The following is a 21791-nucleotide window of genomic DNA, read 5'->3' as shown; positions in this document are numbered from 1 at the left end:
GTGAAGCTGATCACCTCCCGCGACAATCCGGCGATCAAGCACCTGCATGCCCTGGCCACCTCGGCTCGGGACCGGCGCAGGGCCGGGGAGGCGCTGCTCGATGGCGCCCATCTCCTGGAGGTGGCGCTGGCACGGGGTTTCGCCCCACTGCAGGTGGTGGTGAGTGACAGTGGCAAGGCCCAGCCGGAAATCGCGTCCCTGCTGCAGCGCTGTGCCCCGGATGCCCTCATTGAAGTCCCCGAGCGGGTCTTCGCCCATATCAGCCCCGTGGATTCACCCAGTGGCGTGCTGGCCCGGATCGCCGTGCCGGCCATGCCGGAGGGGCCGCTCCCGGTGGACACCTGCGTGGTCCTCGACGGGGTGCAGGACCCGGGCAACCTCGGCACCATCCTGCGTACGGCCGCTGCGGTCGGGGTGGGGGATGTGTTGCTCACACCGGGGTGTGCCCAGGCCTGGTCGCCGCGGGTGTTGCGGGCTGCGATGGGAGCCCACTTCGGGCTGCGTCTCTGGGAGGGCTGTGATGTCGCCGCGGCACTGGCTGGCTTCCCGGGGGCGATCCTGGCTGCCGATCTGCGCGACGCGGTCGAGCTTTACGACTTGGACCTGCGGGCGCCGGTGGCCTGGCTGTTCGGTTCGGAAGGGCAGGGCCTGTCCGGCGCCGTGGCGGCCCTGGCAACCCGGCGGGTGCGGATCCCGATGCCGGGGGGCATGGAGTCCCTGAATGTGGGCGTGGCTGCCGGGGTGTGCCTGTTCGAGCAGCTGCGCCAGCGGCGTTCAGGCCGGTAGGCTGACGCTGGCTGCGGCCCGCGCGGCTTCGCCGTCGGCCTGAAAGGGAACCACGCCGAGCAGGGGCGCTTCCATGCGCAAGCGCAGGGCGTCCAGGTTCTCCTGGAAGCGCAGCATGGCGGGGTCCACCTGGTTGGCGATCCAGCCCGCCAGCCGCAGGCCGCGGCCCTGGATGGCCTCGGCGGTGAGCAGGGCATGGTTGATGCAGCCCAGGCGCATGCCCACTACCAGGATCACCGGCAGGGCCAGGTCACAGGCCAGATCGGCGGTATCGTAGCCGGCAGCCAGCGGTACGCGAAAGCCACCCACACCTTCCACCAGCACCACGTCGGCCTGACGGGTGAGTGCATCAAAGGCCTCCAGGATGCGTTGCGGCTCAATGAGCACGCCTTCTTCGGCCGCCGCAATGTGCGGGGCGATCGGGCTGCTCAGGCAGTAGGGGTTGAGCAGGGCCAGGCCGGGATCGAAGCTGCCGGCCGCCCGCAGGCGGGCCGCGTCTTCGTTGATAAGCTCGCCTCCGATCATTTCGGCACCTGCCGCCACGGGCTTCATGCCTACGGCTTTCAGGCCGCGGGCTCGGGCAGCGTGGAGGAGGGTGCAGGTAACGAAGGTCTTCCCGATCTCGGTATCGGTGCCGGTGATGAAGTAGGCGCTCATGTCTTTTCCGCGAGGAGCCAGAGGGTGTCGTAGGAGGCGGGCAGACCCGCCGGTGTGCGGTGCATCTCGTAGGCCTTGACCAGCTTGTTCCAGGCCGTCTTGCCCAGGGGAGGGCGGCGCGGCGCGCCGGTCTGGTGGGCACCGAGGGTCTTGATGTCGGCGAGCAGGCCGCGGAGATCGGGAGCCCAGGCCTGGAGGGTGTCCCGTTCGCTGGCCAGGATGCGCAGCCCGGCGTCTTCGGCGGCGTCTTCCAGCACTTCCGGGGCCTGGAAGGGCAGCACGTGCTCATGCTGATCCACCAGCCGGAAGGCGTCGCGCAGTTCATGCAGGGTACCCGGGCCGAGGGTGGCGACCCACAGCTGGCCGCCGGGGCGCAGGCTGCGTGCCAGCTCGGGCAGGGCGCGGCGCGGGTGACACCACTGCAGGGCATAGCTGGACCACAGGGCGTCGACGCTGGCGTCGGCCAGGGGCAGCCGCTCGAGATCGGCGCACAGGGGCAGGGCCAAACCGGGGGGCTGGCGGCGCAGCATGGCCGGGGCAAAGTCGAGGGCGATCAGCTCGGCCGCGGGAAAGCGCCGGTGCAGGCCGGCGAGGGCGTAGCCGGTGCCACTGCCGGCGTCGACGATGCGCCGGGGCTCGAATGTTTGTGCCGAGACCATGTCAAGCAGGCGGTCGCAGGCGCTGCGTTGAACGGCCGCGACAGCGTCGTAGGCGTCGGCTGCCTTGTCGAAGGCAGCACGGACGGCGCGCTTGGGGGCCGGTGCGTCAGTCACGGGCGAACCCCTCGATCAGGCTGGCACAGTCCAGGGGGCGGGACAGGAAGGGGGCGTGGCCGGTATCGGAAAAGACGCTCAGGCGCCCATCGGGCAGGGTGTCGGCCAGCCATTCGGCGGCGGCGGCGGGCATCAGGGTGTCAACGGCGCCATGGAGCAGGCGGACAGGCTGGCGGATCTCCGGCACGAGGTTGCGCAGGTCGGTGCTTTCGAGCAGCCCCAGGCCGTCGGCCAGGGCTGCCCGGTGGGCGTCATCCGCCGGCGTGACGGCGCTGCCGAGGGCATTGAGCACGGAGCGCCGGCGCCCGTCGCCGAGCCCCTGCAGGGCGATGAAGCGGCGCTGGGTGCCTGCCGGGTCGGCATTGAAGCTGTGCCGGAATTCGGCCAGCGTGGCGGCGGGCATGGCGGCCGGCCAGTCGTCGGCCTGCACGAAGCGCGGCGTGGCGCTGATGAGGACGAGCCGGTCGATGCGGGCCGGGTGGTGGTGGGCCAGGTGCAGGGCCAGCTGGGCACCAAGGGACCAGCCGACGACGAGGCAGTTCTCGGGCAGTTGCCCCAGCACGGCGTCGGCCCAGTCTTCGAGCCGCGGACCAACGGGCGTGGCGCTGCCATGGCCGGGGAGGTCGATGGCGCCTACGCTCAGGGCCGGGTCGAGGGCGTGCTGCAGCGGCGCCCAGACTGCCGATGACAGCCCCCAGCCATGCAGAAGAACGATCGGGCGCGTCATGCTTGTGTGGCTTCCAGGCGCTTGAGGGTATCCACGAGCCGATCCACCTGCTCCGCGCTGTGGGCGGCCGACAGCACGATGCGCAGGCGCGCCTCACCTTTGGGTACGGTGGGTGGGCGGATTGCCGGTACCCACAGGCCTTCGGCGTCGAGGGCGCGGGACACGGCCAGGGTTTCGTGGTTGTCGCCGATCACCAGGGGCTGGATGGGCGTGTCGGAGGGCAGCAGCTGCCAGCGCTGCAGGCTCAGACCCGCCTTGAAGCGGGCGATCAGTGCATTCAGATGCGCGCGGCGCGCATCGCCCTGCTCGATCAGATCGAGGGCGGTGAGCAGGCCCTCGGCCAGCATGGGAGGGGCGCCGGTGGTGAAGATGTAGCTGCGGGCCTTGTTGAGCAGCCAGTCGATCACGTCCCGCTGGCCGGCCACGAAGGCGCCGGACACGCCGGCGGCCTTGCCCAGGGTGCCCATGTAGATGAGGCGCGGCGAGGCGAGGCCGAAGTGGGCCAGGCAGCCGCGCCCTTGCGGGCCGAGCACGCCAAAGCCGTGGGCGTCATCCACCAGCAGCCAGGCCTGGTGGGCTTCGGCCAGGGCGAGGAGTTCGGGCAGGGGGGCGATGTCGCCGTCCATGCTGAACACGCCGTCGGTGACGATGAGCTTGCGCGGGGCACTGGAGGCGGCCAGCCGGGCCGACAGGGCGCCCAGGTCGCAGTGGGGGTAGCGGATCAGCTCGGCCCGGGAGAGCAGGGCGCCATCCACCAGGGACGCGTGGTTGAGCTTGTCGGCGAAGATGGCGTCGCCGCGCCCGACCAGGGCCGGCATGACGCCGATGTTGGCCATGTAGCCGGTGGAGAAGTAGAGCGCGTCGTCCATGCCGGTGAAGGCGGCGAGGCGCTGCTCGAGGGCTTCGTGGGCGGCGTAGTGGCCGCTGACCAGGTGCGAGGCGCCGGAGCCGCTGCCCCAGCGCTCGCTGCCTTGGCGCAGGGCCGCGGCGATGGCGGGCTCGGCGGCCAGGCCCAGGTAATCGTTGGAGCAGAAGGCGAGCACGGCGCCGTCCCGGTCGGCCAGGCGTGTGTCGGGCCGGCAGGGGGTGGTGACGATGCGCCGGCGTCGGCGCAGGCCGGCCGTGTCGAGCGCGTCGAGGCCGGCGCGGAGTTCGTCCAGCGGGTCGATGGGCTCAGCCAAGGCTGGCCTCCAGGGCGGCGGCGCAGCGGCTGGCGAGGAGGTCGATCTCGTCGTCGGTCAGGATGTAGGGCGGCATGGTGTAGACCGTGTTGCCGATGGGGCGCAGCAGCAGTTCGCGGTCGAGGGCCTCGGTAAAGAAGCGCCGTGAGAAGCCGGCGGGGGCGTCGGCCACGTCGAAGGCCAGGATCATGCCCTGCTGGCGCAGGTGGCGGACCCGGGGGTGTGCGCCCACCGCGCCATGGAAGGCCTCTCCGAGGCGCGTTGCCCTGGGGCGGTTGGCGGTGATCACGTCGTCCTGGGCAAAGATGTCGAGGGTGGCCAGGGCCGCCCGGCAAGCCAAAGGGTTGCCGGTGTAGGAGTGGGAGTGCAGGAAGCCCCGGGCGGTGTCGTCGTCGTAGAAGGCCTCGAAGACACGGTCGGTGGTGAGGACGATGGACAGGGGCAGATAGCCGCCGGAGATGCCCTTGGAGAGCAGCAGGAAATCGGGCCAGATGCCGGCCTGCTCGCAGGCGAAGAAGCTGCCGGTGCGGCCGCAGCCCACGGCGATCTCGTCGGCGATGAGGTGCACCTGGTAGCGGTCGCACAGCTGGCGGGCGAGGCGCAGGTATTCCGGGTCGTACATGACCATGCCGGAGGCGCCCTGCACCAGCGGCTCGACGATGAGGGCCGCGGTCTCGTCGGCGTGGGCCTCGAGGTGGGCTTCGAGGGCGGCGGCGGCGCGCCGGGCCACGTCGGCGGCGGTCTCGCCGGCCTCGGCCTGGCGGGCGTCCGGGCTGGGGATGCAGCTGCCGCCCCGCACCAGGTCGGCGTAGGCGTCGCGGAAAATGGCCACGTCGGTGACAGCCAGGGCGCCGACGGTCTCGCCATGGTAGCTGCCGGCCAGACTGAGGAAGCGGTTCTTGCCGGGCCGGCCCAGGTTGCGCCAGTAATGGACGCTCATCTTGAGGGCGATCTCGGTGGCCGAGGCGCCGTCGGAGGCATAGAAGGCGTGGCCAAGCTGGTGACCGGTGAGGGCGGCGAGGCGCTCGGAGAGTTCGACCACCGGTTCATGGGTGAAGCCGGCGAGCATCACATGCTCCAGGGTGTCGAGCTGGGCCTTGAGGGCGCCGCCGATGCGCGGGTTGGCGTGGCCGAAGAGATTGACCCACCAGGAACTGATGCCGTCCAGGTAGCGCCGCCCGTCCATGTCGAACAGCCAGGCGCCTTGACCCCGGGAGATGGGGATGAGGGGCAGTTGCTCGTGGTGCTTCATCTGGGTGCAGGGGTGCCACACCGCGGCGAGGGAGCGGTCGAGGAAGCGGGCGTTGTGCGGGCGGGACGACATGGCGTGATCGGAGGTGCTCGGAAGTGAAAAGTGGAGCGGCCAGGTCATGGCGGCTCCACTCGGGGGCCGGCTGCGGGCAGCCTGGCCTTGGGGTCAGTAGGCGTAGATGCTGGCGCTGCTGCCACCCACGGCGGTGATGATGTTCTGCGCGTTGATCAGGCCGTACATGGTACTGCCGGCGATGGGCGAGGTCTGGGCGGTCCAGGTGCTGCCGGTGAGCTCGCGGGTGAAGATGTTGCCGTTGCTGCCCAGGGCGACCAGGCGGGTGGCAGCGGAAACGGCGTACAGGGCGCCGCTCAGCACGGTGCTGCTCCAGGTGCTGCCGTCGGTGCTGGTGAGCACGGTGCCATCGGCGCCCACGGCGACGAAGGTGTAGGTGGTGACGCTGTTGGCGGTGGTGGCCACCGTGGCCACGGCGGTGAGATCGCCGGACTGGGTGGTGGCCGTCCAGTTGACCGCGTCGGTGCTGGTGAGCACGGTGCCGCCACTGCCCACGGCCACCCACAGGCCCTTGGTGGAGTAGGTCACGCCACGCAGGTTGGCGGTGACCGCCGGGGTGACGGTAGTGGCGTTCCAGGTGATGCCGTCGTTGGAGTAGCGCAGGGCGCCGTTGTCACCCACGGCCACCACCGTGCCGCCATTGGTGGCCACGGCGTTGAGGGTCTGGGTGGTGCCGGTGCCGGCGCTGGTCACGGTGGTCCAGTTGTTGACGTCGGAGCTGTAGGCGGCATTGCCGCCGCTGCCCACGGCCACGTACTTGGCCAGGCTGCTGGCATAGACCACGCCCTTGAGGTCGATGCTGCTGCTCACCAGGGTGCCGGTGGGGGCGATCCAGGTGAGGGGCGAGGTGGAGATGTAGTTGCGCTCCTCGGTGGTGTCGGGAGTGCGGAAGAGGGCGCCGCCGTCACCGACCGCCACATAGCCGTAGGTACTGGCGCCGCTGGCCGACAGGCCGTAGGCCACGCCGCGCAGGGTCAGGCCGCTGCCCAGAGCGTTGCCTGCATGCCATACGGTGCCGGCGGCGCCGACGGTGGCGGTGACCGGGGTGGAGCCGGGGCCACCTTCGCCGCCACCCTTGCGGGCGTTGATGGAGAACGCGTACTCGGTGCCGTTGGTGAGGCCGGTCAGAACGTAGGGCGGCGAAACCTTGAGGCGGTAGCTGGCGGTCTTCTCGCCCGGCGACACGGTGGTGCCTGCCTTGAACCACAGCCAGTACTCGACACCGGCTTCGGCGGTCCAGTTGATGAAGGCCTGGGTGTCACCACCCACGACCGTGACGTTGGACGGGGCGGGGGCGGAAGAGCCTCCGCCGCCGCAGGCGGCCAGGACCAGGGTGCTGAGGGTGGTGGCGAGAATCAGTCGGCGGCGGGGCAGAAACATGGGGGAAGACCATCAGTGAATGGAGCGATCCCGGATTCTACAACAGGGCGGGGGCGTGATTCCGCTCCCGTGCATGCGCCCCTCATGCCGGGCTGGTCCCGGGTGGTGTTCAGCCCGTTGCCACCCCGCACAACTCCTTGAGCAGTATCTCCTGGGCCGAACGCCGCGTGGTGCGGGGGTTCTTGCGCCGATACTGATTGTCGCTGCCCAGCTCCCAGGCCTGGCAGTTGTCGCCCAGGTAGGGGCGCAGGCCTTCCTTCATTACACGCCGTTTCACTTTCGGGTCGAGAATGGGGAAGGCCACCTCGATGCGCTTGAAGAAATTGCGCTCCATCCAGTCGGCGCTGGACAGGTAGAGCTTGTCGGCGCCATCGGCGCCGAAGTAGAAGATGCGGTGGTGCTCGAGGAAGCGGCCGACGATGGAGCGCACCCGGATGTTGTCGGACAGGCCCGGCACGCCAGGCTTGAGGGCGCACACGCTGCGGGCGATCACGTCGATCTCGACGCCGGCCTGGGAGGCCTCGTAGAGGGCCTCGATGGTCTCCGGCTCCAGCAGGGCATTGACCTTGACGATGATGCGGCCTTTGCGTCCGGCCCGGGCGATCTCGGCTTCATCCTTGATGGCCTGCACCACGTTGGGCTGCAGGGTGAAGGGCGCCTGCCACAGATGACGCAGACGGCCGGCCTGGCCGAGCCCCGTGAGCTGCTTGAAAACCTCGGCCACGTCGGCTCCTATCTCCTCGTTGGCGGTGAGCAGGCCGAAGTCGGTGTAGAAGCGGGTGGTGCGCGGATGGTAGTTGCCGGTGCCCAGGTGGGCGTAGCGGCGCAGGGTGCCTTCCTCGCGGCGCACCAGCAGGAGCATCTTGGCGTGGGTCTTGTAGCCGAACACGCCATACACCACGTGGGCACCCACTTCTTCCAGACGGGCGGCCCAGCTGATGTTGGCTTCCTCGTCGAAGCGGGCCATCAGCTCCAGCACCACGGTGACTTCCTTGCCTTTCTGGGCGGCGCGGACAAGATGTTCCATGAGCACGGAGTCGGTGCCAGTGCGGTACACGGTCATCTTGACGGCGACCACGTCGGCGTCGTCGGCGGCGGCCTTGAGCAGTTCGATCACCGGCTCGAAGCTCTGGAAGGGGTGGTGCAGCAGGATGTCCTGGCGGCGGATGGCGCGGAAGATGTTCTCGTGTTTCTCGAGCCCCCGGGGCCGGGCAGGGCGGAAGGGTCGATATTTGAGGTCGGGGCGCTCGACCCAGTCGGGCACCTGGTTGAGGCGCACCGGGTTGACCATGCCGGGTACTCGATAGACGTCGTCCCGGCCCAGCTCGAACTGGGTCATCAGGAAGCTGGCCATGGTCTCCGAGCAGTTGTCGGCGATCTCGAGACGCACCGCATCGCCGTAGTGGCGCTGCTGCAGTTCTCCCTTGAGGGTGACGCGCAGATCCTTGACCTCTTCCTCGTCCACGAACATGTCGGAGTTGCGGGTGACCCGGAACTGGTAGCAACCCAGCACGTTCATGCCTTCAAATAGCTCGCCCACGTGGGCATGGAGCAGCGACGACAGGAACACGAAGCCGTAATCGACGCCGGTCAGCTCCTTGGGCAGGCGGATGACCCGGGGCAGGGCGCGGGGTGCCTGGACGATGGCGGCCCCCGAGCTGCGCCCGAAGGCGTCGCGGCCCTCGAGTTCGACGGCAAAGTTGAGGCTTTTGTTGAGCACCCGCGGGAAGGGGTGGGCGGGGTCGAGCCCGATTGGGGTGAGCACCGGCATCACCTCGCGGACGAAATACTCCCGCGCCCACAGGTGCTGGGCGTCCGTCCACACGGAACGACGCAGGAAGATGATGCCTTCGGTGGCCAGGGCCGGCAGGATCGTATTGTTGAGCAGGTTGTACTGGTCGGTGATGAGGCTATGCACCTCGCGGCTGATCCGAGCCTGCAGCTCCTTCGGGCTGAGGCCGTCGGTGGTCAGGGCGAGGCTGCCGAGACGCTGCTGTTCCTTGACGCCGGCAACGCGCACTTCAAAAAACTCGTCGAGGTTGCTCGAGACGATGCACAGAAAGCGGAGCCGCTCGAGCAGCGGGACTGTCGTGTCGGCCGCCTGGGCCAGCACACGGCGCTGAAACTGAAGCAGCGACAGCTCCCGGTTGATGAAGTGATCGGTGCTGAAGTGGCGGTCGGATTGGTGGTGGGGCATGCGTCGTCCTAGTGATCGTCCGGATTGAGCCGAAGTATGTGACGCTAGTGTTTCAGATAGATGACGATGGGGCGCCGGGGACTGATTCCGGTGGGTCGGAGGGGCGCCGGTGCTAGAATTCCGGCCCTTGGCGCCCTCGGCGCATATCGTGTGTGATTCATGAACCGTGAGTTGATTGCTGCCATCGATCTTGGCTCAAACAGTTTCCGCCTGCAGGTCGGGCGGATCGTCAATGACCAGATCTATCCCCTCGATGGTATCAAGGAGTCCGTGCGCCTGGCGGCCGGGCTGTCCCCTGACCGCATGCTCGATGCCGCGTCCCAGTTTCGCGGTATCAGCGCCTTGCGTTGCTTCAATGAGCGTCTGCGCGAATACTCCCCGGACGCCGTGCGGGCGGTGGCGACCAATACCCTGCGGGTGGCCAAGAACGCCGCCCATTTCCTGGTGCAGGCCGAGGCCGCCCTCGGTTTTCCCATCGAGGTGATCGCCGGTCGGGAAGAGGCGCGCCTGATTTACGTGGGCGTCGCCCACACCCTGCCGAACCCCCACCGGCAGCAACTGGTGGTGGACATCGGCGGTGGCTCCACGGAGTTCGTGATCGGCAAGAGCTTCCAGCCGATTGCCCTGGAGTCGCTGTACATGGGTTGCGTGAGCTTCTCCCTGCGGCACTTCCCGGACGGGCGGGTGGACAAGCGTGGTCTGCGCGATGCCGAGCTGGCGGCCCTTAAGGAGATCCAGACCATCTCCCACGCCTATCGGGAGATCGGCTGGCAGGAGGCGGTGGGTTCGAGTGGCTCGGCCAAGGCCCTTGTCGATATCCTCGAACTCAATGGCCTTTCCGACGGTGGCATCACCCGCACGGGCCTGGAGCGGCTGCGGGCCCTGATGCTCAAGGCCGGCAACGTGAACAACCTGCAGCTCGAGGGGCTCCGCCCCGATCGGCTGCCCGTGCTGACCGGCGGCTTCGCCATCATGTGGTCGGTGTTCGAAGAGTTCGGGCTGGAGCGCATGACCTTCTCCGAAGGGGCCCTGCGCCTCGGCGTGCTTTACGACCTGCTTGGCCGCTATCACCACCATGATCTGCGGGACGCCACCGTGGCGGCCTTCGTGGCCCGCTACGACGTGGATGGTGCGCATTCCCGACAGGTGGCAGAGACCGCCCGGGCCTTCCTGCTGCAGCTCGATCCGGCAGCAGCAGAGGAAGAAAATGTAGACCGGCGCTTCCTCGAGTGGGCGGCCCAGCTCCACGAGATCGGGGTCTCGGTGGCGCATTCCAGCTATCACAAGCACAGTGCCTACATTCTGGCCAACGCCGACATGCCGGGCTTTTCCCGCATGGACCAGGGGCGTCTGGCGCGGATGGTGCTGGCGCACCGGGGCAAGCTGTCGCGGGTGGGCGCCCTGGAGCCCGAGAGTCCGGAGTGGCGCCTGATCCTGTGCCTGCGTCTGGCTGCGGTGGTGCACCGGGCCCGGGACGGGCGCGGCGTTCCCCCCCTGCGCCTGAAGCGGGAGGGGCGGGGCCATGTGGTGGTGGCCGACGCCGAATGGCTGCGCAATCTGCCGCTCACGGCGGCGGCCCTGGACGAGGAGGAGCGCCAGTGGCAGGCCATCGGCCTGCCTCTCAAGGTGCGCCTCGAGCGCGCATCCACGCGCAGCCCGGCCGCGACCTGAGGCTGGAGGGTGACGCACACCATCCGCCCGCGCCCGGCCATCCGGATCGATGCCGGTGGGGATGGCGTGCGGGTGGTGGTGTCGGGGGACTGGACCCTGCGTCTGCTGTGCCCCTTGCCGTCCGACATCCAGCAGCAGCTTGAGCAGGCCCCCACCGGGGCCGGCTGGAGCCTGGCCGGGGTGACCCGGCTGGACAGCTTCGGGGCCTTGCTGCTGTGGCGGTGCTGGGGGCGACAACGCCCGCCGCAGCTTGATCTGCCCGCGGCCCTGGCGCCGGTGCTGGCGCGGGCCGAGGCGCTGCCGGCTGATGCCCCGCCGGTCGAGCCCGGCTACCGCTTTCTCGATGGCACCGCCCAACTGGGGCGGGGTGTGCATGCGATCGCCCACCATGTGCTGGGCTTCGTGATCCTGGTGGGGCATATCGTGATCAGCCTGGGCGGCCTGCTGCGAGGGCACGAGCGCTGGCCCCTTCGTGAGATCTCGGCCAATTTCTACAAGGTCGGGGTGCGGGCCATGCCGGTGACGGCCCTGGTCGGCTTTCTCATCGGGGTGGTGATGTCCTACCTGTCGGCACTGCAGTTGCGGGCCTTCGGGGCGGATGTGTTCATCGTCAATATCCTCGGCCTGGGGATCATCCGGGAGCTTGGCCCGGTGCTCGTCTCGGTACTGGTGGCAGGGCGCTCGGGCTCGGCCATGACGGCCCAGCTGGGGGTGATGCGGGTCACCGAGGAGATCGACGCCCTCACCGCCATGGGGATCTCCCGCCACGTGCGCCTGGTGCTGCCGAAGGTGGTGGCACTGACCCTGGCGATGCCTCTGCTGACCCTGTGGGGTTCCGCGGTGGCGATCTTCGGGGGGATGGTGTCGGCCAACCTGCAGCTCGACCTGAGCTTCGACTTCTTCCTCAATGCGTTGCCCCGCGCCGTGCCTGCGGCCAACCTGGTGATCGGGCTGTCCAAGGGAGCGGTCTTCGGCCTGCTGATTGCCCTGGTGGCCTGTTATTTCGGCCTGCGGGTGCGCCCGAACACCGAGAGCCTCTCCGCCAACACCACGGCGTCGGTGGTGGCCTCCATCACCGTGGTGATCCTGGTGGATGCGGTCTTCGCCATTGCCACCCGTTCCTTTGGGCTGCCTTACCGATGAGCGCCTTTCCCGTGGAGCTGAAGGGCGTGTCCACCCGCTTCGGCAGGCAGTGGATCCACAAGGGGATCGATCTGGCCGTGCCGGCCGGAGAGGTGGTCGCCCTGGTGGGGGGCTCGGGCAGCGGCAAGACCACGCTGCTGCGCCAGATGGTGGGCCTGCTGACCCCGGAAGAGGGGGAGGTGAAGGTGTTCGGCGAACCGCTGTTGTCCGGCTCCCGTCAGGCGCAGCTGGCCCGCCGCCGGCGTTTCGGCATGCTCTTTCAGCACGGGGCGCTGTTTTCGGCGTTCAACGTCTTCGACAACATTGCCTTCCCCCTGCGCGAGTTCGGCGTGGTGGATGAAGGCCTGCTGCGGGATCTGGTGTTGCTCAAGATGGCCATGGTCGAGCTTGAGCCCGAAGTGGCCCGGCGCATGCCGGCCGAGCTTTCGGGGGGGATGGTGAAGCGGGTTGCCCTGGCCCGGGCCCTGGCCCTGGAGCCGGAGCTCCTGCTCCTCGACGAACCCACTGCCGGCCTCGACCCCGACCTGAGTGCGGCTTTCGTGGCCCTGATCCGGTCCCTGCATCAGGCCCTGGGCCTGACGGTGATTCTGGTGACCCACGATCTGGACACCCTGGCGGCGCTGGCCACCCGGGTGGCCGTACTTTCGGCGGGGCGTATACTGGCCTTCGGTACCCTTGATGACATCATGAACGTGCAGGATCCCTTCATCGAACGCTTTTTTCGTGGCATCCGCAGTCAGGCAGCGCTGGCGCGCGGGCAAGGGGCCTGCTGATGGAAAATCGTGCCCATGCCATCGCCGCCGGGTTGTTCGCCATCCTGCTGAGTGCCGCGATGGTGCTGGCCCTGTGGTGGTTTTCGGACAAGCGCGAGACCACCCGCGACGTGGTGCTGGTGAGTGCCGGCAGCGTCAATGGCCTCAACCCCCAGGCCACGGTCCGCTATCGCGGCATTGTGGCCGGCAAGGTGGCGAGCATTGCCCTTGATCCGGCCGACCCCCGCCTGGTGCTGGTGACTGCGCGCATCCGCGCCGACCTGCCCGTGACCACCGCAACCCGGGCCCGGATGGCAACCCAGGGCGTAACCGGGCTGGCCTTCATTGCCCTGGACGACCCCGGTACCGCCAGCGCGCCGCTGACCGGGGAGGGCGGCAAACCGCCGCGAATCTCCCTGGCGCCCGGTCTGATAGAAGAGTTCTCCGACACGGCCCTGCAGACCCTGCGGCAACTGCGCGACATGACCGAAAGGCTGGCGACCCTGACCCGGCCCGACAATCTCAAGCGGGTCGATGACACCCTGGCCAACCTGGAAGCGGCCAGCCGCGGGCTGGACAGAACCTTGCAGGAAGCGCCGCGAGCCCTGGCTGCGGTGCGTCAGGCCTTCAGCAAGGACAAGCTCGCGCGGGTGGATCGCACGCTCGAGAACCTGGAAAAAGCGAGCGCCGAAGCAGTACCGACGGTGGTCGAGGGCCGCAAGCTGCTGGTCCGCCTGCAAACCCTGAGCGACCGTTTCGACACCCTGGCCGGTACTGCCGGGGAGGGGCTCACCGGCAGTACGCTGCCGCGCTTCAATGTGCTGCTCCAGGAGCTGACGGCCACCTCGCGGCAGCTGTCCGAGCTCCTCGACGAGATCGATACCTCGCCCCAGATGCTCATCCTCGGGCGTGGCCGGCCGCAACCGGGGCCCGGCGAGGCGGGCTTCCGCGAGCCTGCGCGATGAGCCGATGAGCCTATCCCGACCGGAGTTTCCTTCTCACATGCCTCGCCTGTTCCTGTTCCTGCCCCTGCTGCTGTCCGCCCTGGCCGGGTGTACCGCTTTGCCGCCATCGACGGCGGGCGTCGCGGTGCATGACTTCGGCCCCCTCGAGGCGGCGATGCTGGCGCCGGTCGGCCTGCCCCTGCGCACTGTCGAAGTGGTGCCGGCTCCCTGGCTGGCGTCGAACGTCATGGCCTATCGGCTGGCCTATGCCCAGTCCACCCGCCGTCAGGCTTTCAAGGACAGCCGCTGGGCAGCCCAGCCGGCGCAGCTGGTCGAGCTGGTGCTCAAGCGCGCCCTGCGTGCCGGCGATCCGGCGACCCCTGCGGGTGGTTGCCGGCTGCGGGTGGATCTGGACGAGTTCACCCAGCGTTTCGATTCACCCCAGGCCAGTCGGGGCGTGATCGAGGCCCGGGTCACCCTGCTGGCACCGCGCACCGAGCAGCCCCTGGCGGTGCGGGCCTTTGCCCTCGATCACGAGGCGCCAACGGCCGACGCGGCGGGCGGCGTTGTGGCCCTGCGGGCCGGCACGCTGCAGCTGAAGAACGATATCCGTAGCTGGCTGGAGGGGCTCGAGGCCGCCGCGCCCGGCGCCACCGGCAGCCTGCGCTCCCGCTGCGGTAGCTGATTTTTTCATGACCGGCAGGTACTTGCCGGCGTTTCATCAACTGGAGGAGAACACCATGAACGCAGTCCCCGATACCCATACCGAGCCCATGCTGCTGCGCGTCGACGCCGACGGCGTGAGCACCCTCACCCTCAACCGGCCGGGGCAGTTCAATGCCCTGTCCCGGGACATGCTCGAGGCCCTGCTGGCCGAGCTCGAGGCCATCGCCGCCGACACGTCGGTGCGGGTGGTGGTCCTTGCCGGTGCCGGTAAGGCCTTCTGCGCCGGCCACGATCTCAAGGAGATGCGTGGCAACTACACCAAGGCCTTCCAGCAGGCCCTGTTCCGCCTGTGTGGCAAGGTGATGATGCAGATCGTGAACATGCCCCAGCCGGTGGTCGCGCGCATCCACGGCATTGCCACGGCGGCGGGCTGTCAGCTGGTTTCCATGTGTGATCTGGCGGTGGCGTCCGACGTGGCCCGCTTTGCCGTTTCGGGCATCAATGTGGGCCTGTTCTGTGCCACTCCGAGCGTGGGCCTGTCCCGCAACATGGGGCGCAAGGAGGCCTTCGAGATGCTGGTGACCGGTGATTTCATCGACGCCGCCGAAGCACGCCGCCGTGGCCTGGTGAACCGCGTGGTGCCCCTGGAGGCCCTGGACGAGGAGGTGGCCCGCCTGACGGCGTCCATCTGTGCCAAGTCCCCGGCGGCCATCGCCATGGGCAAGCAGATGTTCTACAGCCAGCTGGAGATGGGGCTCGATGCGGCCTACCAGCACGCCGCCGAGGTGATGGCCTGCAACATGATGTGCGAAGACGCCGCCGAAGGCATCGACGCCTTCATGAGCAAGCGCAAGCCGGTGTGGACCGGCAAGTAGTCCCCGGGCGGCATCCGTCGTGCTGATCGACACCCACTGCCACCTGGACGCCGCCGAGTTCGACGGCGACCGGGGGGCGGTGCTCGAGGAGGCCCGTAGTGCGGGTGTTGGTGCTTTTCTGGTTCCGGCGGTCGGGGCGGCCAACTTCGACGCCGTGGCGGCGCTGAGTGCCGGCAATCCGGATTGCCGGCACGCCTTCGGGATCCACCCGATGTATGTGCGCGGGGCGCAGGCTGCGGATCTGGAAAGCCTGCGCTCGCGGCTTGCCGCGGGGGGCGCGGTGGCGGTGGGCGAGATCGGCCTGGATGGCTTCGTGCCCGATGGTGACATGCCGTTGCAGCTGCAGTATTTCGAAGCCCAGCTGAGGCTGGCGCGGGATTTTGATCTGCCGGTGGTGCTGCATATCCGCCGTGCCCAGGATGCGGTGCTGAAGCAGTTGCGGCGCTTCCGCCCCCGGGGAGGGATCGCCCACGCCTTCAATGGCAGCCGTCAGCAGGCAGAGGCCTTCATCGGCCTGGGTTTTCACCTCGGCTTTGGCGGGGCCATGACTTACAGTGGCTCGACACGCATCCGGGAGCTGGCAGCGAGCCTGCCCCTGGAGCGCATCGTGCTGGAAACCGACGCGCCGGACATACCCCCGGCCTGGGGCGCGGGGCAGCGCAATCCGCCGGCCAACCTGCGCCGTTTTGCCGAGGTGCTCGCCGACTTGCGGGGGATGGACGTCGGTGCCCTGATCGCGGCCACGGGCCGCAATGCGGTTCAGGCCATTCCGGGGCTGGCGGGTATCAGGGTTGCGGACTTGCCAGGGGCGTGTGGCTGCGGGCAATGAGCTCGCGGATGTCGTCCTTCATGCGGGTGATGTCGCCGTCGAACTTCTCGCAGTTCATCATCGACACGCCGAACACGTACGCGTACAGGAGCATGCTGCGGGTCGAGGCTTCGTGCATGGGCACGCCGCAGGCCAGGAAGAGCTCGCGGGCGCAGCGCAGGCGCCAGGCGTCCACCTCCTCGACGATCGCGGCGGCGGCGGGGTCGCGGCGGGCCCATTCGCGCATGGCCAGCTCGATCAGGATGCCCTTGCGGTTGCGGCTGGTGCTGTACACGTCGATGACGCGGAAGATCTGTGCTTCCTCGCCGCCGGCCTCGGGCCGGGTCTGCTTGATGATGTCGCGGATACGTCCGTCCTTCCAGGTTTCGAGCACGCCCGAGAGGAGATCCTGGCGATCCTTGAAATGCCAGTAGAAGCTGCCCTTGGTGACATGCAGGCGCTTGGCCAGAACCTCGACACGCACGCCTGTCACACCCTCGTCGGCGAGGGTGTCGAGGGCGGCCTGAATCCAGGCGGCACGATCAAGCTGGAGGCGGGGAGTCTTTTCCATACGGCGTAGTATTGACGGTTCGAGGTCCATACGGTACCGTACGGAAAGTGACAAAGCAAGGTGGCCTGTGAGAAGCTGCCGCCTGCTGTACCGAACTGCCTCCCGTGCGCCCGTGCGCCGTGGGGCAGGTGGTCGGAGAAAAGGTTTGCGGGCAGGCCTCCCGGCGGGGCCTGCCTTCGGTCGCAAGCCCATAAAACTGGTGGAGAAAATCCAATTTCAAGGAGCGCAGCATTGAAGATTCTGGTTCCCGTAAAACGTGTGGTTGATTACAACGTCAAGGTCCGCGTGAAGAGCGACGGTACTGGCGTGGATATTGCCAACGTCAAGATGTCCATGAACCCCTTTGACGAAATCGCCGTCGAGGAAGCCGTGCGCCTGAAGGAAGCCGGCGTGGCCACCGAAGTGGTGGCCGTGTCCTGCGGCGTGGGTGCATGCCAGGAAACCCTGCGTACCGCCATGGCCATCGGCGCCGATCGGGGCATCCTGGTCGAGACCGATGCCGAGCTCCAGCCCCTGGCTGTGGCCAAGCTGCTGAAGGCCCTGTGCGACAAGGAACAGCCCCAGGTGGTGATCTGCGGCAAGCAGGCCATCGACGACGACGCCAACCAGACCGGTCAGATGCTCTCCGCGCTGATGGGCTGGCCCCAGGCAACCTTCGCCTCCAAGGTGGCAGTGAGCGCCGGCAAGGCGACCGTGACCCGCGAGATCGACGGCGGCCTCGAGACCCTCGAGATCGCGCTGCCGGCCGTGGTGACCACCGACCTGCGCCTCAATGAGCCGCGCTACGCCACCCTGCCGAACATCATGAAGGCCAAGAAGAAGCCCCTCGAGACCGTCAAGCCGGCCGATCTGGGTGTCGATGTGGCCCCGCGCCTCACCACCCTCAAGGTGGTCGAGCCGCCCAAGCGCAGTGCGGGCGTGATGGTGGCTGACGTGGCTCAGCTGGTCGAAAAACTCAAGAACGAAGCGAAGGTGCTGTGATGACGGTTCTGGTTATTGCCGAGCACGACAACGCGTCCCTGAAGGGCGCAACCCTCAATACCGTGACCGCAGCAGCCAGGCTGGGTGGCGACATCGCCCTGCTGGTGGTGGGCGCTGGTGCCGGTGCCGCCGCCGAGGCTGCCGCGAAGGTGGCTGGCGTGAGCAAGGTCCTGGTGGCCGATTCGGCAGCCTTCGCCGATCAGTCCGCTGAAAACGTGGCGGCCCAGATCCTTGCCGTGGTTGGTGCTTCCGCCGGTTCGATCACCCATGTGCTGGCGCCGGCCACCACCTTCGGCAAGAACGTGCTGCCCCGCGTGGCCGCTCTGCTGGATGTGGCCCAGATCTCCGAGATCGTCGCCATCGAATCCGCCGACACCTTCGTGCGTCCGATCTATGCCGGCAACGCTCTGGCGACGGTCAAGTCCGCCGATGCCGTCAAGGTCATCACCGTCCGCACCACGGCTTTCGAAGCGGCGGGCGAGGGTGGCAGTGCTGCCGTGGAGCAGCTCTCCGCCGTGGCCGATTCCGGGCTGTCGAAGCTGCTGGGCCGCGAGCTGACCAAGTCGGCCCGTCCCGAGCTGGGTGCAGCCAAGATCATCGTTTCCGGTGGTCGTGGCATGGGCAGCGGCGAGAACTACCACGCCGTGCTCGAGCCCCTGGCCGACAAGCTCGGCGCAGCCCTCGGCGCCAGCCGTGCGGCGGTGGATGCAGGCTATGTGCCCAACGATTATCAGGTGGGTCAGACCGGCAAGATCGTCGCGCCCCAGCTCTACCTGGCTGTCGGTATCTCGGGTGCCATCCAGCACCTGGCCGGCATGAAGGATTCCAAGGTGATCGTGGCGATCAACAAGGATCCCGAGGCACCCATCTTCCAGGTGGCAGACTACGGCCTGGTGGCGGATCTGTTCGAAGCGGTTCCGCAACTCGCGGCCGCGGTCTGAGTCGGTGTAGCAGCCGGGGCCTGCCTGAATGAACTTTCAGCCCGAGCTCTTCTCCACGGCGTGGCATGTTTTTGCCGCGCTCTGTGGAGCAGGGGGCGGGCTGTGGATCCTTCGCACGGCCCCGTGGCGCCGTCTGCTCGACGGACATCAACTCAACGCCGTTCTTGGCGCTGCCGTCACCCTCACCCTGCTGTGGAGCCTCAATGCCGGTGTCTATCCCGGCCTGAATCTCCACCTGCTGGGGGCCATGGCGACCACCCTGATCTTCGGCCCGCAACTGGCCCTTGTCGTGCTGGGCCTCGCACTGGCGGGCGTCACGCTCAACGGTAGCGTCGAATGGGGGGCCTACCCGATCAATTTCCTTGTGATGGGAATGATCCCGGTAGCGCTTTGCAGCCTCTATTCCTGCGTCGTCCGGCGCTGGCTGCCACGGCACTTTTTTGTCTATATCTTTGTCAATGCCTTCATCGGCGCTGCTGTGGTCGTCCTGCTCCAGGGCCTCATCGCATCGCTGACCCTCTTTGCCGCCGGTGCTTACCCGGCGGACAAGCTGCTGTCCGAGTATCTCCCCTTCTTCCTGCTGCTGGGGTTTGCCGAAGCCTGGCTGTCGGGCATGGCCCTGACCCTGCTGGTGGTGTACTACCCCGAGTGGGTGGCGAGTTTTGATGACAGAAGTTACCTGATGAACAAGTAAGCCGGCCCGACCGGTCGTAAAACCTAAAACAACATTCCGTGGAGAAAAAACAATGAGCAGCTACACCGCACCCATTCGCGACATGCAGTTCGTGCTGCGCGAACTCGCCGACCTCGACGCCGTTGCCGCCCTGCCGGGCTGCGAGGATGCGTCCTCCGATCTGGTCGATGCCATCCTTGAAGAAGCCAACAAGTTTGCCAGCGGCGTGATCGCACCCCTCAACTGGACCGGTGACCAGGAAGGCGCCACCTGGGACAACGGTGTGGTGCGTACCGCCACCGGCTGGAAGGAAGCTTACAAGCAGTTCGCCGAAGCCGGCTGGACCGCGCTGGCCTGCGAGCCGGAGTTCGGTGGCCAGGGCCTGCCCAAGCTGGTCTCCACGGCGGTCATGGAAATGTGGAAGTCGGCCAACATGGCTTTCTCCCTGTGCCCGATGCTCACCAATGGCGCCATCGAGTCCATCAAGCTGCGCGGCACCGACGAACAGAAGGCCCAGTACCTGCACAAGATGGTGAGCGGCGAATGGACCGGCACCATGAACCTGACCGAGCCCTCCGCCGGCTCCGACCTGGCCGCAGTGCGTACCCGCGCCGTGCCCCAGGGTGATGGCACCTACAAGGTCTTCGGCCAGAAGATCTTCATCACCTATGGCGAGCACGACATGACCGACAACATCATCCACCTGGTGCTGGCCCGTCTGCCGGACGCACCGGAGGGGGTGAAGGGCATCTCCCTGTTCGTCGTGCCCAAGTTCCTGCTCAAGGCCGACGGCACGCCCGGCGAGCGCAACGATGTGCATTGCGTGTCCATCGAACACAAGCTGGGCATCCACGCCAGCCCGACCGCCGTGCTGGCCTTTGGTGATAACGGTGGCGCCATCGGCACCCTGGTCGGTGAGGCCAACCGCGGCCTCGAGTACATGTTCATCATGATGAACGAGGCTCGCTTCGCTGTCGGCATGGAAGGTCTGGCCCTCTCCGAGCGTGCCTACCAGCAGGCCCTGGCCTATGCCAAGGACCGCATCCAGGGGACAGAGGCCGGCGTGCGTGGCGGCCCGAAGGTGAGCATCATCCATCACGCCGACGTGCGCCGCATGCTGATGAGCATGAAGTCGCAGATCGAGGCCCAGCGTGCCCTGGCCTACGTGGTCGGTGCTGCCACCGACATGGCCCACTATCACCCGGACGAGGCCGTGCGCGCCCAGAACCAGGCCTTCATGGACCTGATGATTCCGGTGGTGAAGGGCTGGCTGACCGAGGCCTCCATCGAGATCACCTCCACCGGCGTGCAGGTGCATGGCGGCATGGGTTTCATCGAGGAGACCGGCGCGGCCCAGCACTTCCGCGACGCCCGTATCACCGCGATCTACGAGGGCACCACGGCCATCCAGGCCAACGACCTGATCGGCCGCAAGATCGCCAAGGAAGGCGGCCAGACCGTCAAGGCCGTGATTGCCGAGATGCGCAAGGTCGAGGCTCAGCTGGGCGAGGCCACCGGTGAAGACTTTGCCGCGATCCGCAAGGCCCTGTCTGCGGCCGTGACCGCGGTGGACGAGGCGGTGGCCTACATCGTGGCCACCTACGGCAACGACATCAAGGCGGCCTCCGTGGGCTCTGTGCCCTTCCTCAAGCTGCTGGGCATCGTTGCCGGTGGCTGGCAGATGGGCCGTGCTGCCCTGGTGGCTTCCCGCCGTCTGGCCGAGGGCAATGGCGACGCCGCCTTCTACAAGGCAAAGATCGTCACCGCGCGTTTTTACGCCGATCACCTGCTGGCCCAGGCGCCTGGCCTGGCCTACTCGGTGGTCAATGGCGCGGCTGGCGCCCTGGCGCTCACCGAGGATCAGTTCTGATCCGCGCTGTCGTGAAGGTTTGAAGCAAAGGGAAAGGGGCCGCAAGGCCCCTTTCTCGTGTACCGCTGGATGCTGCGTTGCCGCCGGTCTTACTTGATGGTGGCCTTGGTGCGCAGTTCGGCGATGTGGCGCTCGACCCGCATCTGCTCCAGGCGTTGCTTGAGCTGGCCCTTGGCCTCGTCGAAGGACGGGGCCTTGACCGGGCGGCTGTCCTCGAGCTTGATGACGTGGTAGCCGAAGTCTGACTTGACCGGGGTGGTGGTGTACTTGCCCTTTTCGAGCTTGGTCAGGCCGTCGGCAAACGGCTTGACGAAGCCGGCCGGGTTGGCCCAGCCCAGGTCGCCGCCCTTGTCCTTGGAACCCGGATCCTTGGATTGCTTGGCCAGCTCGTCGAACTTCTCGCCCTTGTCGAGCTTGGCGATGATGGCCTTGGCCTCTTCTTCCTTCTCGACCAGGATGTGGCGCGCCTTGTATTCCTTGTCGCCCATCTGGGACTTGATCTTCTCGTACTCGGCCTTGATCTCGGCGTCGGTGACCGGATGGGCCTTGACGTAGTCCTGCAGGTAGGCGCGGATCAGCACGGCCTGGCGGGCGAGCTCGATCTGTGCCTGCACGTTGCCCGCCTTCTCGACGCCTTTTTTGCGGGCTTCCTGGGCGAGCACTTCGCGACGGATCAGTTCTTCCTTGACCGCGTTGCGCAGCTGCTCGGAGTCCGGTGCGCCCTGGGCCTTCTGCTCACCGATCATCACGTCGGCGCGGGCCTGGGGAATCGCGGTGCCGTTGACGGTGACGACGGTCTGGGCAAAAGCGGGGATCGCGACGAAGGCCGCGATGAGGGACAGAGCCAGACGGCTCGGGACGATCTTCATCA

Annotated in this window: 21 protein-coding genes; 12 read left to right on the top strand and 9 right to left on the bottom strand. The window is 67.7% G+C overall.

The window, feature by feature from the left end; all coding sequences use genetic code 11:
- Window positions 1-786, top strand: coding sequence for an RNA methyltransferase (locus L6Q67_RS16765; RefSeq protein WP_296571944.1), 786 nt, complete (start codon window positions 1-3; stop codon window positions 784-786).
- Here L6Q67_RS16765 and bioD read toward each other — a convergent pair.
- The 7 genes from bioD to ppk1 form a co-directional block, all read right to left on the bottom strand.
- Window positions 775-1443: a dethiobiotin synthase gene (gene bioD / locus L6Q67_RS16760; protein ID WP_296571941.1), complete on the bottom strand. Its 669-nt coding sequence runs from the start codon at window positions 1441-1443 to the stop codon at window positions 775-777. The two genes, L6Q67_RS16765 and bioD, sit on opposite strands and share 12 nt — an antisense overlap.
- The gene (bioC, locus tag L6Q67_RS16755; protein WP_296571939.1) at window positions 1440-2216 is read right to left on the bottom strand and encodes a malonyl-ACP O-methyltransferase BioC; all 777 of its coding nucleotides are present in this window, start codon (window positions 2214-2216) and stop codon (window positions 1440-1442) included. Before bioC ends, bioD begins: the two co-directional genes overlap by 4 nt.
- On the bottom strand, window positions 2209-2943 hold the full coding sequence (locus L6Q67_RS16750; RefSeq protein ID WP_296571934.1) for an alpha/beta fold hydrolase: 735 nt from the start codon (window positions 2941-2943) through the stop codon (window positions 2209-2211). Before L6Q67_RS16750 ends, bioC begins: the two co-directional genes overlap by 8 nt.
- Window positions 2940-4124: an 8-amino-7-oxononanoate synthase gene (gene bioF, locus L6Q67_RS16745; RefSeq protein ID WP_296571923.1), complete on the bottom strand. Its 1185-nt coding sequence runs from the start codon at window positions 4122-4124 to the stop codon at window positions 2940-2942. The genes L6Q67_RS16750 and bioF overlap by 4 nt, the downstream gene beginning before the upstream one ends.
- Window positions 4117-5448 (bottom strand): adenosylmethionine--8-amino-7-oxononanoate transaminase, encoded by a 1332-nt coding sequence (gene bioA, locus L6Q67_RS16740; RefSeq protein ID WP_296572133.1) that lies wholly within the window; start codon window positions 5446-5448, stop codon window positions 4117-4119. Before bioA ends, bioF begins: the two co-directional genes overlap by 8 nt.
- Window positions 5449-5541: 93 nt before the next feature.
- Window positions 5542-6828, bottom strand: a complete 1287-nt coding sequence (locus tag L6Q67_RS16735) for a fibronectin type III domain-containing protein (RefSeq protein ID WP_296571920.1) — start codon at window positions 6826-6828, stop codon at window positions 5542-5544.
- Between the two features lie 109 nt (window positions 6829-6937).
- Entirely contained in the window at window positions 6938-9025 is a 2088-nt protein-coding gene (gene ppk1 / locus L6Q67_RS16730; RefSeq protein ID WP_296571918.1) for a polyphosphate kinase 1, read from the bottom strand.
- Between the two features lie 159 nt (window positions 9026-9184).
- On the opposite strand from ppk1, the gene ppx reads away from it, so the two are divergent.
- From ppx to L6Q67_RS16695, 7 genes are read left to right on the top strand one after another with little or no spacing between them, the layout of a single operon-like run.
- Window positions 9185-10696: an exopolyphosphatase gene (gene ppx / locus L6Q67_RS16725; protein WP_296571915.1), complete on the top strand. Its 1512-nt coding sequence runs from the start codon at window positions 9185-9187 to the stop codon at window positions 10694-10696.
- Window positions 10697-10717: 21 nt separating this feature from the next.
- Window positions 10718-11839, top strand: a complete 1122-nt coding sequence (locus tag L6Q67_RS16720; RefSeq protein ID WP_296572130.1) for an ABC transporter permease — start codon at window positions 10718-10720, stop codon at window positions 11837-11839.
- Window positions 11836-12612 (top strand): ABC transporter ATP-binding protein, encoded by a 777-nt coding sequence (locus L6Q67_RS16715; RefSeq protein ID WP_296571912.1) that lies wholly within the window; start codon window positions 11836-11838, stop codon window positions 12610-12612. The genes L6Q67_RS16720 and L6Q67_RS16715 overlap by 4 nt, the downstream gene beginning before the upstream one ends.
- The gene (locus L6Q67_RS16710; protein ID WP_296571909.1) at window positions 12612-13556 is read left to right on the top strand and encodes an MlaD family protein; all 945 of its coding nucleotides are present in this window, start codon (window positions 12612-12614) and stop codon (window positions 13554-13556) included. The genes L6Q67_RS16715 and L6Q67_RS16710 overlap by 1 nt, the downstream gene beginning before the upstream one ends.
- A 37-nt stretch (window positions 13557-13593) precedes the next feature.
- Entirely contained in the window at window positions 13594-14220 is a 627-nt protein-coding gene (locus L6Q67_RS16705) for an ABC-type transport auxiliary lipoprotein family protein (protein ID WP_296571906.1), read from the top strand.
- Window positions 14221-14275: 55 nt separating this feature from the next.
- Window positions 14276-15076, top strand: a complete 801-nt coding sequence (locus L6Q67_RS16700) for an enoyl-CoA hydratase (RefSeq protein WP_296571903.1) — start codon at window positions 14276-14278, stop codon at window positions 15074-15076.
- 19 nt (window positions 15077-15095) lie between these two features.
- The gene (locus L6Q67_RS16695) at window positions 15096-15905 is read left to right on the top strand and encodes a TatD family hydrolase (protein WP_296571902.1); all 810 of its coding nucleotides are present in this window, start codon (window positions 15096-15098) and stop codon (window positions 15903-15905) included.
- Here L6Q67_RS16695 and L6Q67_RS16690 read toward each other — a convergent pair.
- On the bottom strand, window positions 15862-16455 hold the full coding sequence (locus L6Q67_RS16690) for a TetR/AcrR family transcriptional regulator (protein WP_296571899.1): 594 nt from the start codon (window positions 16453-16455) through the stop codon (window positions 15862-15864). The genes L6Q67_RS16695 and L6Q67_RS16690 overlap by 44 nt on opposite strands.
- 231 nt (window positions 16456-16686) lie before the next feature.
- Between L6Q67_RS16690 and L6Q67_RS16685 the strand changes: the two genes are divergently transcribed.
- The 4 genes from L6Q67_RS16685 to L6Q67_RS16670 are packed head-to-tail and all read left to right on the top strand — an operon-like array spanning window position 16687 to window position 20920.
- The gene (locus L6Q67_RS16685) at window positions 16687-17436 is read left to right on the top strand and encodes an electron transfer flavoprotein subunit beta/FixA family protein (protein WP_296571896.1); all 750 of its coding nucleotides are present in this window, start codon (window positions 16687-16689) and stop codon (window positions 17434-17436) included.
- Window positions 17436-18377, top strand: a complete 942-nt coding sequence (locus L6Q67_RS16680; protein WP_296571894.1) for an FAD-binding protein — start codon at window positions 17436-17438, stop codon at window positions 18375-18377. The genes L6Q67_RS16685 and L6Q67_RS16680 overlap by 1 nt, the downstream gene beginning before the upstream one ends.
- Window positions 18378-18405: 28 nt before the next feature.
- Window positions 18406-19071 (top strand): energy-coupling factor ABC transporter permease, encoded by a 666-nt coding sequence (locus L6Q67_RS16675; RefSeq protein ID WP_296571891.1) that lies wholly within the window; start codon window positions 18406-18408, stop codon window positions 19069-19071.
- 52 nt (window positions 19072-19123) lie between these two features.
- Window positions 19124-20920, top strand: coding sequence for an acyl-CoA dehydrogenase (locus tag L6Q67_RS16670; protein ID WP_296571887.1), 1797 nt, complete (start codon window positions 19124-19126; stop codon window positions 20918-20920).
- 89 nt (window positions 20921-21009) lie between these two features.
- Here L6Q67_RS16670 and L6Q67_RS16665 read toward each other — a convergent pair whose 3' ends face one another.
- On the bottom strand, window positions 21010-21789 hold the full coding sequence (locus L6Q67_RS16665) for a peptidyl-prolyl cis-trans isomerase (RefSeq protein ID WP_296571884.1): 780 nt from the start codon (window positions 21787-21789) through the stop codon (window positions 21010-21012).
- Window positions 21790-21791 lie beyond the last annotated feature (2 nt).

Origin of the sequence: Zoogloea sp. (assembly GCF_023150065.1) — a bacterium.
Taxonomy (GTDB): domain Bacteria; phylum Pseudomonadota; class Gammaproteobacteria; order Burkholderiales; family Rhodocyclaceae; genus Zoogloea.
This window is presented reverse-complemented; position numbering and strand designations above follow the sequence as displayed.

Excerpts from the sequence above, each read along its gene's own strand:
- bioD (WP_296571941.1), bottom strand. The coding sequence starts at position 1,443 with ATGAGCGCCTACTTCATCACCGGCACCGATACCGAGATCGGGAAGACC.
- L6Q67_RS16750 (WP_296571934.1), bottom strand. The coding sequence starts at position 2,943 with ATGACGCGCCCGATCGTTCTTCTGCATGGCTGGGGGCTGTCATCGGCA.
- bioA (WP_296572133.1), bottom strand. The coding sequence starts at position 5,448 with ATGTCGTCCCGCCCGCACAACGCCCGCTTCCTCGACCGCTCCCTCGCC.
- L6Q67_RS16735 (WP_296571920.1), bottom strand. The coding sequence starts at position 6,828 with ATGTTTCTGCCCCGCCGCCGACTGATTCTCGCCACCACCCTCAGCACC.
- ppk1 (WP_296571918.1), bottom strand. The coding sequence starts at position 9,025 with ATGCCCCACCACCAATCCGACCGCCACTTCAGCACCGATCACTTCATC.
- ppx (WP_296571915.1), top strand. The coding sequence starts at position 9,185 with ATGAACCGTGAGTTGATTGCTGCCATCGATCTTGGCTCAAACAGTTTC.
- L6Q67_RS16715 (WP_296571912.1), top strand. The coding sequence starts at position 11,836 with ATGAGCGCCTTTCCCGTGGAGCTGAAGGGCGTGTCCACCCGCTTCGGC.
- L6Q67_RS16710 (WP_296571909.1), top strand. The coding sequence starts at position 12,612 with ATGGAAAATCGTGCCCATGCCATCGCCGCCGGGTTGTTCGCCATCCTG.
- L6Q67_RS16705 (WP_296571906.1), top strand. The coding sequence starts at position 13,594 with ATGCCTCGCCTGTTCCTGTTCCTGCCCCTGCTGCTGTCCGCCCTGGCC.
- L6Q67_RS16700 (WP_296571903.1), top strand. The coding sequence starts at position 14,276 with ATGAACGCAGTCCCCGATACCCATACCGAGCCCATGCTGCTGCGCGTC.
- L6Q67_RS16690 (WP_296571899.1), bottom strand. The coding sequence starts at position 16,455 with ATGGAAAAGACTCCCCGCCTCCAGCTTGATCGTGCCGCCTGGATTCAG.
- L6Q67_RS16680 (WP_296571894.1), top strand. The coding sequence starts at position 17,436 with ATGACGGTTCTGGTTATTGCCGAGCACGACAACGCGTCCCTGAAGGGC.
- L6Q67_RS16675 (WP_296571891.1), top strand. The coding sequence starts at position 18,406 with ATGAACTTTCAGCCCGAGCTCTTCTCCACGGCGTGGCATGTTTTTGCC.
- L6Q67_RS16670 (WP_296571887.1), top strand. The coding sequence starts at position 19,124 with ATGAGCAGCTACACCGCACCCATTCGCGACATGCAGTTCGTGCTGCGC.
- L6Q67_RS16665 (WP_296571884.1), bottom strand. The coding sequence starts at position 21,789 with ATGAAGATCGTCCCGAGCCGTCTGGCTCTGTCCCTCATCGCGGCCTTC.